12 protein-coding genes are annotated in these 12,264 nt (G+C 67.8%); 9 read left to right on the top strand and 3 right to left on the bottom strand.

The window, feature by feature from the left end; translation table 11 throughout:
* Positions 1-105: 105 nt before the first annotated feature.
* Together rpsR and rpsF are read right to left on the bottom strand one after the other, a co-directional pair.
* Positions 106-342 carry a 30S ribosomal protein S18 gene (gene rpsR / locus EV666_RS06870; RefSeq protein ID WP_191318772.1) on the bottom strand — a complete coding sequence of 79 codons (237 nt, stop codon included), beginning with the start codon at positions 340-342 and terminating at the stop codon, positions 106-108.
* Between the two features lie 2 nt (positions 343-344).
* Positions 345-809, bottom strand: coding sequence for a 30S ribosomal protein S6 (gene rpsF / locus EV666_RS06865; protein WP_132005081.1), 465 nt, complete (start codon positions 807-809; stop codon positions 345-347).
* 484 nt (positions 810-1,293) lie between these two features.
* Here rpsF and EV666_RS06860 point away from each other — a divergent pair, with 484 nt between their 5' ends.
* Positions 1,294-2,538 carry a nucleotidyl cyclase domain-containing protein gene (locus EV666_RS06860; protein WP_132005078.1) on the top strand — a complete coding sequence of 415 codons (1,245 nt, stop codon included), beginning with the start codon at positions 1,294-1,296 and terminating at the stop codon, positions 2,536-2,538.
* Between the two features lie 146 nt (positions 2,539-2,684).
* Here EV666_RS06860 and EV666_RS06855 read toward each other — a convergent pair whose 3' ends face one another.
* Positions 2,685-3,380 carry a dienelactone hydrolase family protein gene (locus EV666_RS06855; RefSeq protein ID WP_207906346.1) on the bottom strand — a complete coding sequence of 232 codons (696 nt, stop codon included), beginning with the start codon at positions 3,378-3,380 and terminating at the stop codon, positions 2,685-2,687.
* A 483-nt stretch (positions 3,381-3,863) separates the two neighbouring features.
* Here EV666_RS06855 and EV666_RS06850 point away from each other — a divergent pair, with 483 nt between their 5' ends.
* From EV666_RS06850 to EV666_RS06815, 8 genes are all read left to right on the top strand, one after another.
* On the top strand, positions 3,864-4,661 hold the full coding sequence (locus EV666_RS06850) for a pyridoxine 5'-phosphate synthase (protein ID WP_132005075.1): 798 nt from the start codon (positions 3,864-3,866) through the stop codon (positions 4,659-4,661).
* Between the two features lie 712 nt (positions 4,662-5,373).
* Positions 5,374-6,066: an aquaporin gene (locus EV666_RS06845; protein ID WP_132005072.1), complete on the top strand. Its 693-nt coding sequence runs from the start codon at positions 5,374-5,376 to the stop codon at positions 6,064-6,066.
* Between the two features lie 249 nt (positions 6,067-6,315).
* Positions 6,316-6,738: a holo-ACP synthase gene (gene acpS / locus EV666_RS06840; RefSeq protein WP_132005069.1), complete on the top strand. Its 423-nt coding sequence runs from the start codon at positions 6,316-6,318 to the stop codon at positions 6,736-6,738.
* A 467-nt stretch (positions 6,739-7,205) separates the two neighbouring features.
* Positions 7,206-7,976, top strand: coding sequence for a signal peptidase I (gene lepB, locus EV666_RS06835; protein WP_132005066.1), 771 nt, complete (start codon positions 7,206-7,208; stop codon positions 7,974-7,976).
* A gap of 1 nt (position 7,977) precedes the next feature.
* Positions 7,978-8,670 carry a ribonuclease III gene (gene rnc / locus EV666_RS06830; protein WP_132005063.1) on the top strand — a complete coding sequence of 231 codons (693 nt, stop codon included), beginning with the start codon at positions 7,978-7,980 and terminating at the stop codon, positions 8,668-8,670.
* Positions 8,671-8,703: 33 nt separating this feature from the next.
* Entirely contained in the window at positions 8,704-9,657 is a 954-nt protein-coding gene (gene era, locus EV666_RS06825) for a GTPase Era (protein WP_132005060.1), read from the top strand.
* 225 nt (positions 9,658-9,882) lie between these two features.
* Positions 9,883-10,623 (top strand): DNA repair protein RecO, encoded by a 741-nt coding sequence (gene recO / locus EV666_RS06820; RefSeq protein ID WP_132005057.1) that lies wholly within the window; start codon positions 9,883-9,885, stop codon positions 10,621-10,623.
* 220 nt (positions 10,624-10,843) lie between these two features.
* Entirely contained in the window at positions 10,844-12,151 is a 1,308-nt protein-coding gene (locus EV666_RS06815) for an MFS transporter (RefSeq protein WP_165909923.1), read from the top strand.
* The last annotated feature ends 113 nt before the right edge of the window (positions 12,152-12,264 follow it).

Genomic DNA, 12,264 nt, shown 5'->3' with positions numbered 1-12,264 from the left:
TTTCCCGGAAAACCGTCCCGGCGCCCGCTGATGGGCGCCGGGACGTTGTTTCAGTCATCCGCAGTGAAGCCGACCCCAGGCCGGCTTCGTGGCGGGCAGGGACCCTTAGCGGATCACGTAAGGCAGCAGGCCCAGGAAGCGGGCGCGCTTGATCGCCTGGGCGAGCTCACGCTGCTTCTTGGCCGAAACGGCCGTGATGCGTGACGGCACGATCTTGCCGCGCTCGGAGATGTAGCGCGACAGCAGACGCGTGTCCTTGAAATCGATCTTCGGCGCATTCGGGCCCGAGAACGGGCAGGTCTTGCGACGGCGGAAGAACGGACGACGGGGAGCAGCGGCCATGATCAGTTCTCCTCGCTGGAAGCATTCGCCTGGGGCTCGGCGTCGCGGTTGCGCTCACGGCGCGGGCCGCGCTCGCGGTCGCCGAAGCGGTTGCCGCCGCCGAAACCGCCGCGCTCGCCGTCACGATCACGACGGTCGTCGCGGTCGCGCTTCTGCATCATGGCGGACGGGCCTTCCTCGTGCGCTTCGACGCGGATGGTCATGAAGCGGAGGATGTCCTCGCTGATGCCCATCTGACGCTCCATCTCGGCCACCGCGGCGTGCGGAGCGTCGATGTTCATGAGCGTGAAATGCGCCTTGCGATTCTTCTTGATGCGATAGGCGAGGGACTTGACGCCCCACGGCTCCACCTTGCGGACAGAGCCGCCGGCGGCTTCGATCACACCCTTGTACTGCTCGACCAGCGCTTCGACCTGCGCGGCGCTGACATCCTGGCGCGCCAGGAAGATATGTTCATAAAGCGGCATAAAACCGGGCCTCTTCTCTCGAATTCCGCATCGCCCGGGCGCCAAGCCCTCCGAGCCTCGTTGTGCAAGGCCCGAAACATGGGTTCGAAGGCGGAAACACGGGACATGAACCGGCTGGCTCCCCGCATGCTCCCTGGCGGGAGACGCGGGCGTCCGTTCAGCTTCCGGCCAGGGCCGATGCGTGAAGCGGCCCAGTTATCCCATCCATCGCCGGAAGGCAAGCAGCCCATGCGGCGGCCTACGATCGACCTGGGACCGCCGCGTGCAACTGCTGATTGCAAAAGGCATGTTTCCCGGCGTAATTCCTGGGCTGTTTGCCGGTGACGCGACAGCAGGCGGCGGAAACTGCGGACAACCGGGCTCATGTAGGCCGAATTGGCAATAAAACTGGTATGACCTGGCAGGTTTCGTGGTTTTTCTGTGGGACAAGGTGTGGTAACACATTGGTGAACCTGGAGACACGGTTTGCATTCAGGGGAACCCCGTGGGGCTGCAATTCACCACCATTATCAGTGTCAGCGCAGTGATCGCCTGCACGCAAGGCGTGTTTCTGCTTGGGCTCTGGCTGATGGACCGGCGCGTCGTCACGCTCATGTGGTGGGCCGCGGCGTTCGCCGGCATGACGACCGGCGCGTCCCTCGCCGTCTGGATGGCGTTTGGCGGTCCCTGGCTGGCCGGGCTGGCCGGCGGCGCGGCGGCGATTTTCGCGTTTGGACTTGTCTGGCAGGCCGCGCGGGCCTTTGAGGGGCGTTCATCCGTGCTGGCGCCGGCCGGGTGCGTCGCCTTGCTGTGGCTGGGCGGCGCGGCGATGGCCGGGGGCGAGGTTGACGCCGGGGTGCTGATGGCGTCGATCGTGCTGCTGTTCGCGCTGTTCCTGCTTCTCGCGCTACGCGAGATCTGGCGCGGGCGCAGCGAAGCGCTGCCATCGCGCAAGCCGTTGGCCATCGCGCTGGGCGTGGCCACCTGCTGTATTCTTCTCCTGGTGTTTCCGGACATGGGGCCGGCCGCCGGCGGCGCGGACGCGTCCCTGCCCATCGGCGTGTGGCTGACGCTGGCCGCCACCATTGCGATTTCCACTGGCGCGGCGCTGGCGCTTGGCATGACGCGCGAACGGCAGCAGCGCGCCCGCGACGTGCTCGCCGCCCTTGATCCACAAACCGGCGCTCTCAATCTCGGCGCGTTTCTGGGGCAGGCGGCGAGGCTGGTCGCCGGGCAGCTCAAGGTGCGGGCGCCCGTGACGTTTGTCGCCGTGCAGCTGGAGCGTACCGGCGGGGATGGTGGGGTGGAAAGCCGGATCCGTCTGGTTCATGACCGGCTGATCGCGCTGTCGCGCGTGACGGACATCGTCGCCAGGATCAGGCCTGGCGCCTTCGCGGTGCTGATGCCCAATATTGAGCCGGATGACGCGTTGCCGCTGGTCCAGCAGGTGCTGCGCGAGAGCGCCGGCGCCGGGGCGCACACCGCTGCGGCGGCGCGGTGGGACGCCCTGCGCGCCCGCGTTAGCCTCGTCAGTTCATCGGAGGTCGGTTATGACCTGCGGGCGATGATTCTGGCCGCTGAGGGCGCCATGGAAGAAACCCGCGACGCCACAGCGGATGCATTCGCCATCTACCGGGCCACCCGTCAGGAAGCGGGGCGTCGCACCATCGGCGACGGCCCCGGGCGCCCGTCCGCCTCCGGGGAGCCGCGCGACGTCAATGGCTGGCCGGCCGGGGCGGTTCTGGACTGATTTTCCCGCATTGGCGCATTGTTTCCGGCGCAAGATGACGCGGCGCGTCGCAGGCATCTGCCCCGGCATCCGCCTGCAAACCCGCGCCCGCAAAACCGGGCCTCCAAATCCGCGCCTGCGAACCTGTGTTTGACAGCGCGGATCGCTCAGGCGTCGTCGGCCAGGTGTTTGTCCAGAAACGCCAGGGTGCGTTGCTGGGCCAGCTGCGCCGCGTCCGCGTCGTAACTGGCGCGCGCCTCGCAGTTAAAGCCGTGATCGGCCGGATAGATCTTGATGTTGACCAGATGGGCGTAGCGGGTTTGAAGCGGCAACACCCGGTCGACCGGGATATGCGCGTCGCGTTCGCCGAAATGGCCGAGAACCGGGCACTGCGGCGTCAGATCGCCAAGGGCGTCGACGCCGCCGCCATAATACATGACGGCCGCCGAGAGGTCGCTCGCCGCATGAGCCGCCCGCCAGGCAAGCTGGCCGCCCCAGCAGTAACCGACGACGGCCACCTTGCCCGCCCAGGCGGCGTCATCAATGGCGGCCTGGATGTCATTCATGGTCGCGGCCAGATCGCACCGGGCGCGAAGCTCCAGCCCTTTTTGCATGTCCGCCGGGGAATAGCCCAGTTCGGCGCCGGGCGCGACGCGATCGTACAGGGCCGGCGCGATGGCGAGGTAGCCGGCCCGGGCGTAGGTGTCGGCGACCTTGCGGATGTGGGGATTGACCCCGAAAATCTCCTGAAGGATGACCACGCCGCCGCGCGGTTCACGGCGTGGCTCGACGCGGTAGGCGGAAAATATAAACCCGTCCCCTGCTTCAAGAGTGACAACCATCCCCTCGGGCGCGCTGCTCATGCTGCCGTCTCCATCCGTCCGGTCATTTCCTCCCACCCGGATCATGACCCCGGGCGGCCCCTGGCGTTGTTCGCGGCGGGCCGGCTCAGGTCCCGCAGGCCCGGAGCAGGCGTCGCCAGAAATGCAAGCAGGAAGCCCGCGGGCCACGCCACGCCGGGCGCAGTCGGGGCCTGGCTGGTTCATCCGGCCGGTCTGCTTCGCTTTCCGGCCAGACTGGGGCAGATCAGGGGCGCACGGCAACCCGATTCTTGATGCGCCGGCCGGTTTCGCCGCATCCGCGCGGCCTTGCTGCGCGGCGCCGGCGCGCGTCGTAGCCCATGCGGTGGTTTCGGCATGGCTCCGCGTCGCCAGTTGTGCAACACCGGACAGCGGGCGCATCCCGGCGAAGCGCCTGGCCGCGATGCTTCGGCGCGCTGGCGATCATCCGGCGCCGGTTCTTCAGCCGGATGGGGGATCGCGGCTGGACATCATGGGGAGATAAAGATGGATCTGGCGACGCCCACGGCCAGAACGCGCGCGACGACGCCGCGTCTGGGAGTAAACATTGATCACGTGGCCACCGTGCGCAACGCCCGCGGCGGCGCCGCGCCCGATCCCGTCCGCGCCGCCCACCTGGCGGTCGCCGCCGGGGCGGACGGCATTACGGCGCATCTGCGTGAGGACAGGCGCCATATCCGCGACGGCGACATTGCGCGCCTGAAGCAGGAGCTCATGGTCCCGCTCAATTTTGAAGCGGGAGCCACCCGGGAGATGGTGGATATCGCCCTCAAGGTGCAGCCGCACGCTGTCTGCCTCGTGCCGGAGCGGCGCGAGGAGCGCACCACGGAAGGGGGGCTCGACATCATCGGCCGCAGGGATGAACTGAAGCCGATGATCGGCGAGCTGTCGGCCGCCGGCATCCGCGTGTCGCTGTTCGTGGAAGCCGATCCGGCGGTCATGCGCATGGCGGCGGAGCTGGGCGCGCCGGTGGTTGAGCTGCACACCGGCGCCTACTGCGACCGGCATGACGGGCGCGCCGTGGAAGCGGCGCGGGCGGAGCTGCGCCGTATTGAAATGGCGGCGGCGCTCGGGCGCGATCTCGGCCTCGAAATCCATGCCGGTCACGGCCTCAACTTTGAGTCCGTCGTTCCCGTCGCGCGGATACCTGAGATCGTCGAGTTCAACATCGGCCATTTTCTTGTTGGCGAGGCCATTTTTACCGGCCTTGAAGCCGCCGTGGCCCGCATGCGCGCTGTCATTCTCGCGGCGCGGGCAGAGCAGGGCGCGCCCGGGGCGGGTTGAGAGCGGCCGTTCGCCAGCCAGGTTTTCCCAGTCAGGTTTTCCCAGCCAGGTTTTCGCAGCCAGGCCTTCGCAGCCGGGGGCACGCCCGCGTCGGGTTGGCGCGGGCGCGGGTCCCCGGATGCGCGCCTTTTCATCGGGAAGCTTCCGGGCAAATGGCAAGGGCGCCGGCGCGCGCTCTGGGGCGGTCAACGGGAGCGCCTGCGCTGGCCGCGCAACGGTCCTGGCGACGGCGCCGGAAGCTTCGCCGTAAAGCGCTGGATTCATTATTTAATAATTCTGTTGTCATGCGCATCACATGGTCGCGCAGGCCCTCTTCGGCAGCGTATTGCCTGGTGACTGACGCTTTTGCAGCGCCAGATAAATAACAGTTCTCAAAAGATTGATACCTGACAAGAATTGAATCAGTTACAAAGGAACCCGTTACTGAAAACGGGCCCGCGCCGCCGCCCGGCGCGGGACGTTTTTGGCCAACTGCGCCATGGCGCATCCAGAACGGGCGGCCAGGCGGTTTGCCTGGCGGCGTCCGCACAAGCAGCCTCTTCCCGGAGGGGAGCCGCCGCGCACCATGGTTCACGGCCAGAAAGGCCATGAGAGCCTGCTGGCGGCGGTTCGCATCCCAGGGCGGTGAACAGACCGGTCGCGGCGCGCTGTGCGGTGACCGTGAGTGTGCGGCCGGGATGGCCGCTTGCATGGGGGTAGTCCTATGGATGGCGTGAAGAAGTATATCGCAGAGGCATATGGCACGGCGTTGCTTGTTTTCTTCGGCTGCGGCGCGGTTGTGCTCGCCACGGGTACGGGGGCCGGCACGGCGATGAGCCTGCTGGGCATCGCCTTCGCCTTCGGCATCGGCCTGATGGTGGCCGCCTATTCGATTGGCGGTATTTCTGGCTGTCACATCAATCCGGCGGTGACGCTGGGTTTCCTTTGCGCTGGTCGCATCGGCTTCGGCGACGCGGTGGGATATGTCATCGGACAGCTTGTCGGCGGCGTCATTGCCGCGGCCGTGCTGTACGCGATCCTGATGGACAAGGTTGGCGGCTATGACGTCGCCGCGTCCGGCCTTGGCCAGAACGGCTGGGGCGAAGGGTATGGCGCCGGCTATGGCCTCACGGCGGCGGCGCTCGTGGAAGTGCTGATCACCTTCATCTTCGTCTACCTGATCCTGCAGGTCACGAAGCCGGCTGTGAACGTCGCCATCGCCGGCCTGGTGATCGGGCTCACCCTCTTCGTCATCCACGTTGTCTTCGTCAATGTGACCGGCGTCTCGGTTAACCCGGTCCGCAGCCTCGCCCCGGCGCTGTTCGTGGGCGGCAAGGCGATGTCCCAGGTCTGGCTGTTCATCGTGGCGCCCCTGGTGGGCGGACTGATCGCCGGCGTGATTTCGCGGGCGGGCCAGAACGCGTAAGCGCCGGTCGGGGATATTCCCGGCTCCGGTCAGTCCGGCGTTTTCACGGAGACTCCTGCGCCCGCCCCGTCCGCGGGGCGACGCCGCCGGACTTCCAGTCCTCCGGGCATGGACGGCGCCAGCCTGGCTGGCGCCGTTTGTCTTGGTTCTGGCCCGCTTATGCCGTAACTGGCTGGTCAGGATCGGGAGGCCGCAGATCAGGCGCGCGGCGTCACGGCCTGGCGGAACGCCGCCAGGGGAGAGGGCAGGATGATCGTCGGCATTGGCTCGGATCTTTGCGATATCAATCGTATACAAAAGTCCCTGAACCGGTTCGGCGACCGGTTCACCCACCGCGTCTTCACGGAGGGCGAGCGGGTGAAAAGTGATCGCCGCGCCGCGCGGGCGGCGTCGTATGCCCGGCGTTTCGCCGCCAAGGAGGCCTGCTCCAAGGCGCTGGGAACGGGCCTGCGCCTCGGCGTCTTCTGGCGCGACATGGAGGTGGTCAACCTGCCTGGCGGGCGGCCCACCATGCGTCTCACCGGCGGCGCCCTCGCGCGCCTGAACGCGATGATTCCGCCGGGCATGCAGCCGGTGATCCATGTTTCGCTCACCGATGATCCACCGGTGGCCCAGGCGTTTGTCATCATCGAAGCGCTTCCTGTGGCGCCCCATGGGCAGCGGCTGGCCTGACGCGGACTTCGCAGGGCTGACAAGGTTAAACGGCGCTTGCGCGGAGATTGGCGCCTGCGCCAGTTTGCGGGGGGGCATGGCCCCGTTCGCGCCGCAATCCGGGGCGATAGAACGGTTGCATAGTTTCCGGCTGCCTGCCGGCGACCACCCCGGCGCATGTCCTGGAAAGGTCGCTGGAGGGCATATTCGCTTGCGCCCGGACCTGTACGCCAGTTGCTGCGCGGCCCGCGAGCGCGATTGAGCCGGGCTGCGCCTTGGAGTATCCATGGCGCGCGGCGGGGGCGGGCGCGATCGGCGCGATCGGCTGGTCCCGCGACGCGCATGTTGCGGTTGCGCGACATCTGGTTCCGAAACCGGGGCCCGGCGTCGTGCAACCGCAACATGCCCGAACGCCAGCTTCAGGGCCGGCGCTTCATCTGAAACCCATTTCGCCGGTCAGGCCGTGACCGGCCACGGAAGGCCGGTGCATGGCGCGCACGGATGTTGAAAACCGGGAGAAGCCGTCGAAAGACGGCGGCCTCTACGAAACCGTCAAGGTCATTGTCCAGGCGCTGCTCATCGCGGTCGTCGTGCGCACCCTGCTGTTCCAGCCGTTCAACATTCCCTCGGGCTCGCTGATCCCGACGCTGCTGATCGGCGATTACCTGTTCGTGTCGAAATATTCCTACGGCTATTCGAAATACTCCATTCCGTTCAGCCCGCCGGTGTTCAATGGCCGCATCCTCGCCTCGGAGCCGAAGCGCGGCGATGTGGCGGTGTTCAAGCTGCCAAAGGACAATTCCACCGATTACATCAAGCGCGTCATTGGCCTGCCGGGCGATCGCGTCCAGATGCGCGACGGGCGGCTGTACATCAATGACCAGATGGTCGAGCGCCAGCGCATTGAGGATTACGTCACCCCGGACTCCTGGGGGCGGATGGTTCCTGTGCCGCAATATATCGAGACGCTGCCGGGCGGCGTGAAGCACCGGGTGATCGAGCGTGACGGCGACAAGGGCTACTGGGACAACACCTATGTCTACACCGTGCCCCCCGGTCATTACTTCATGATGGGCGACAACCGCGACAACTCCACCGACAGCCGCGATGAATCGAGCGTCGGCTATGTGCCGTTCGAGAATTTCATCGGGCGCGCCGAGCTGATTTTCTTCTCGGTGAAGGAAGATTCGGCCGCCTGGCAGTTCTGGAAATGGCCGTGGAGCGTGCGCTGGGATCGCATGTTCACCAGGGTTCGCTGACATGGCCGCGCGCAAACCACCTCTGGCGGCGCTGGAAGCCGCCGTTGGCCACAGCTTCACCGACCGTTCGTTGCTGGAGCGTGCGCTGACCCACGTAAGCGGCGCCGACGATCGCATCGGCTCCTACCAGCGGCTGGAATTCCTGGGCGACCGGGTGCTGGGCCTGGTGGTGGCGGAAATGCTGTTCCGCACGTTCCCGGCGGCGGAGGAGGGCGAGCTGTCGCGCCGCCTCGCCGAGCTGGTGCGCCGCGAAACCTGCACGGAGGTGGCCCGCGCCTGGGATGTGCCGCCGCACCTGCGCCTCGCCGCCGGCGGCGCCTTCCCGCGCGCCCGCCAGAACGTTTCGCTGCTTGCCGATGTGTGCGAGGCGATTGTTGGCGCGGTGTATCTCGATGGCGGCCATGGCGCCGCCGCCGCCGTGGTGCGCGCCGCCTTCGGGCCGCGCATGCACGCGCCGCAGCGGCCGCTGCGCGACGCCAAGACCACCTTGCAGGAGTGGGCCCACGCCCGCGGCCTGCCCAATCCCGGCTACGAGCTGGTGGAAACGACCGGGCCGGACCACGCGCCGGTCTTCACCATTTCCACCCAGGTCCAGGGCTTCGAACCCTGCATCGGCAAGGGCGCCTCCAAGCGCGCCGCCGAGCAGGACGCCGCCGGCCAGTTTCTCGCGCGCGAAGGCGCCGATCCGACGTGAAAAGGCGCCGATCCGACATGAACAAGGGCATACATGACTGACGAAACCACTCCGCCGGCTCCAGGCGCCGGCGACGGCCAGGACGGGGCGCTGCAAACGCGCTGCGGCTTCATTGCCCTGATCGGCGCGCCCAACGCCGGCAAGTCGACCCTGCTCAACGCCCTTGTCGGCGCCAAGGTGTCGATCATCTCCCGCAAGGTGCAGACCACCCGCGTTCTGGTGCGCGGCATCGCCATTCACGGCGACAGCCAGATGATTTTCGTCGACACCCCTGGCATCTTCCGGCCGAAGCGCCGGCTCGACCGGGCCATGGTCACCACGGCCTGGGGCGGCGCCGGCGACGCTGACGTCGTCTGCCTCCTGGTCGACGCCCGCAAGGGCGTGGATGAGGAAGTGGAGGCGGTGCTGGAGCGGCTGGCCGACGTGCGCAAGCCCAAGGTGCTGATCCTCAACAAGATCGACCTGATCCAGCGCGAGCGTCTGCTCGCCCTGGCGGCGGCGGTCAATGAAAAGGGCGATTTCCAGCGCACTTTCATGGTTTCCGCCATGAAGGGCGATGGCGTCGGCGACCTCAAGGCGTGGCTGGCCGAACGCATGCCGGTTGATCACTGGCACTATCCCGAGGATCAGATCGCCGACGCGCCGCTGCGCCAGCTGGCGGCCGAGATCACCCGCGAAAAGCTGTTCGATCGCCTGCACGACGAACTGCCCTATGCCTCCACGGTGGAAACCGACACGTGGACGCAACAGCGCGATGGCTCGGTGCGCATCGAGCAGACCATCTTTGTCGAGCGCGAGAGCCAGCGCAGCATCGTGCTGGGCAAGGGCGGCCAGACCATCAAGGCCATTGGCTCTGCCGCCCGCGTCGATATCGCCGAGGCGGCCGACGCGAAAGTGCACCTGTTCCTGTTCGTCAAGGTGCGCGAGAACTGGGGCGACGACCCGGCCCGCTATCGCGAGATGGGGCTGGAGTTCCCGCGCAACTGAGCCGGCGAGCCGATCGGCGCCCTGGGGAGCCAGCGGCGCCGCCTGGCTGGTGGCTCCCGGAATCCTGTCGGCTGGGCCGTCGTGGCCGCGCCTGATCCGGCCAGGATGCGCCAGGCAGGATTGGCCAGTCCGGCGCCCGCCGCGCCCGCGCGGCGTCGCCAGGCGGAACACGACCACAACGGCGCCGGGACCTGACGTTCCGTAGCCCGGGCCAGCGGAGAGGCCATGGAATGGGCTGACGAAGGCGTGGTGCTCGGCGTGCGCCGTCTTGGCGAAAGCAGCGTCATTCTTGAAGTCATGACCCGCGCCCATGGCCGTCACGCCGGCGTGGTGCGCGGCGGGCGCTCGGGCCGCATGCGTCCGGTGCTTCAGCCTGGCAACTCGGTTTCCCTGGTGTGGCGGGCCCGCATCGAGGAGCAGCTGGGCGTGTTCGCGGTGGAGGGCGGCCAGTTGCGGGCGGCGCGCTACATGGGCTCGGCCCTGGCGCTCAACCTGCTCGGCGCGGCGGTGGCGTTGACGCGCCTGCTGCCGGAGCGCGACCCCCATGCGGACGTGCACGACGCCCTGGCCCTGCTGGCCGATCATGTGGCCGATGATGCGGTGGGTCCTGGCCTGCTGGCCCTGTTCGAGCTGTCATTGCTGGCCGAGCTGGGGTTTGGCCTCGACCTCTCGCGCTGCGTCGCCACCGGCGTCACCGATCATCTGGCATATGTCTCGCCGAAATCGGGCTGCGCCGTGTCGGCCGCGGCTGGCGAGCCCTGGAAGGACCGGTTGTTGCCGCTGCCGCCATTTCTTTCCGGCGCGCTGGCGGCGCCCCCGTCGCCGCAGGACGTGCTCGACGCCCTGCGCGTCACCGGTTTTTTCCTGGCCCGTCATGTCTACGGACCACGCGGCATGCCCGCGCCGGACGGGCGCGAACGCGTCATCGCCATCCTGCAACGCCTGAGCGGCCCCAGCCCCCAATAAGGCCGGAATTCCGGCCCAGGCCCCGGGCGCCCCAGGGATGTGTCTGGCGGGCGCCGGCAAAAGGCGCCGGCCCGGCGCAACCCAGGGGCGCGCTGGCGCGGCTGGCCGCGCGGTCCATTCAAAAGCAGGATGCGGATATCGCGTCAGGTCAGGAGATGGCATCCGGTTTCGGGAAACATCCGGCGCCCGCGCGACGCCCGAATTCTCTGGAGCCAGATCCATGTCCGCCCTGCCCATCGCCGCCAATGCGGACCACACTGACGCGGACCTGAACCGGGCCGGCCCTGCGCATGCGGCCACCGCCGCAACCAGCGAATTCCGCGCCGGCTGGCCGGCGGTGCTGGCCTGCTTCGCCATGGCCATTTTCGTCTGGGGCTTCGGCTTCTACGGCCAGCCGGTCTATCTGGCGGAGTTGCAGCGCGCCAATGGCTGGTCCACGGCGCTGGTTTCGGCCTCCATCACCTTTTATTACGTCTTCGGCGCCGCCTGCCTGCTCTGGGTCAGCGTCCTGTTTTCGCGGGTGGACCTGCGGATTCTGCTTTGTGGCGGCGTTTGCGTCATGGCCCTTGGCGCCATCGGCGTGGCCAACGCCCGCCACCCGGTCACGCTGTTCGCGAGCAGCGCGGTGCTGGGCGTCGGCTGGGCGGCCACCAGCTCCACCGCCATTTCCACCACGCTCGCCCGCTGGTTCGATCGCAAGCGTGGCCTCGCCATCAGCCTGGCCCTCAACGGCGCCAGTCTCGCCGGGGTCTTCGTCGCGCCGCTGCTGGTGCGGCTCAGCGCCGTATACGGCCTCGCCGCCAGCGTCACCGGGCTCAGCCTCGCCATGCTGGCGTTGCTGCTGCCGTTGCTGATGTTCGGCCTTGCCAGCCGGGCGCCGGTCCCGGACGCGGAGCCCCATGCGGTGGTTAGTGGTTCTGACCGCGCGCCGGATGGTCCCGCCAACTGGCGCGACGCCATGCGATCCCTGCATTTCTGGAGCATCGCCGCGCCCTTTGCCCTGGGGTTCGGCGCCCAGGTCGGCTTCCTGATGCACCAGGTGGCGCTGCTGCTGCCGGCCCTGGGATCGGAGCAAACCGCCGTGGCCCTGATGGCCGGCTCCTTCGCCGCCTTCGCCGGGCGGGTCGCCCTCGGCTTCGTCATCGACCGGGTCAACCAGCGCCTGACGACAGCGCTCAGCATCGGCAGTCAGGCCCTGGCGCTGGTCGCCATCATCATCTGGCCGCGCAGCCCGCAGGTGCTGTTTCCGGCGGTGATCCTGTTCGGCCTCTCGGTCGGCAACCTGATCACGCTGCCCGCCACCATTATCCAGCATGAATTTCCCGCCCGCGCTTTCAGCCTGATCATGGGCATGACAGTGGCCACGGGGCAGTTCTTCTATGCCTTCTTCCCGGCTGTCGTCGGCGTCGTGCACGACCTCACCGGCGGCTATGGCGCGCCCCTGGCCTTGTGCGTGGCCCTCCAGATCATCGCCGCGGTGTTGCTGCTGCGCCCGCCCAGGCGGGATAACGTGGGAAGCCCCATGTAAATACTTGCGTTCAGAGGGTTTGTTCGCTACCCGTTCTCATGTCTTCGGGCGGCTGTTCCAGCACGCGCCCGGCCGTCGATCGGGCGCGCGCTTTCGCCGTTGGGCCGATTGTA

The organism is Camelimonas lactis, assembly GCF_004342915.1.
In the GTDB taxonomy this organism is placed as follows: Bacteria; Pseudomonadota; Alphaproteobacteria; order Rhizobiales; family Beijerinckiaceae; genus Camelimonas; species Camelimonas lactis.
This window is presented reverse-complemented; position numbering and strand designations above follow the sequence as displayed.

Coding starts and splice junctions, on each gene's coding strand:
- recO (WP_132005057.1), top strand. CDS start 9,883: ATGGAATGGGCTGACGAAGGCGTGGTGCTCGGCGTGCGCCGTCTTGGC.
- EV666_RS06815 (WP_165909923.1), top strand. CDS start 10,844: ATGTCCGCCCTGCCCATCGCCGCCAATGCGGACCACACTGACGCGGAC.
- EV666_RS06850 (WP_132005075.1), top strand. CDS start 3,864: ATGGATCTGGCGACGCCCACGGCCAGAACGCGCGCGACGACGCCGCGT.
- rpsR (WP_191318772.1), bottom strand. CDS start 342: ATGGCCGCTGCTCCCCGTCGTCCGTTCTTCCGCCGTCGCAAGACCTGC.
- acpS (WP_132005069.1), top strand. CDS start 6,316: ATGATCGTCGGCATTGGCTCGGATCTTTGCGATATCAATCGTATACAA.
- EV666_RS06855 (WP_207906346.1), bottom strand. CDS start 3,380: ATGAGCAGCGCGCCCGAGGGGATGGTTGTCACTCTTGAAGCAGGGGAC.
- rpsF (WP_132005081.1), bottom strand. CDS start 809: ATGCCGCTTTATGAACATATCTTCCTGGCGCGCCAGGATGTCAGCGCC.
- era (WP_132005060.1), top strand. CDS start 8,704: ATGACTGACGAAACCACTCCGCCGGCTCCAGGCGCCGGCGACGGCCAG.
- rnc (WP_132005063.1), top strand. CDS start 7,978: ATGGCCGCGCGCAAACCACCTCTGGCGGCGCTGGAAGCCGCCGTTGGC.
- lepB (WP_132005066.1), top strand. CDS start 7,206: ATGGCGCGCACGGATGTTGAAAACCGGGAGAAGCCGTCGAAAGACGGC.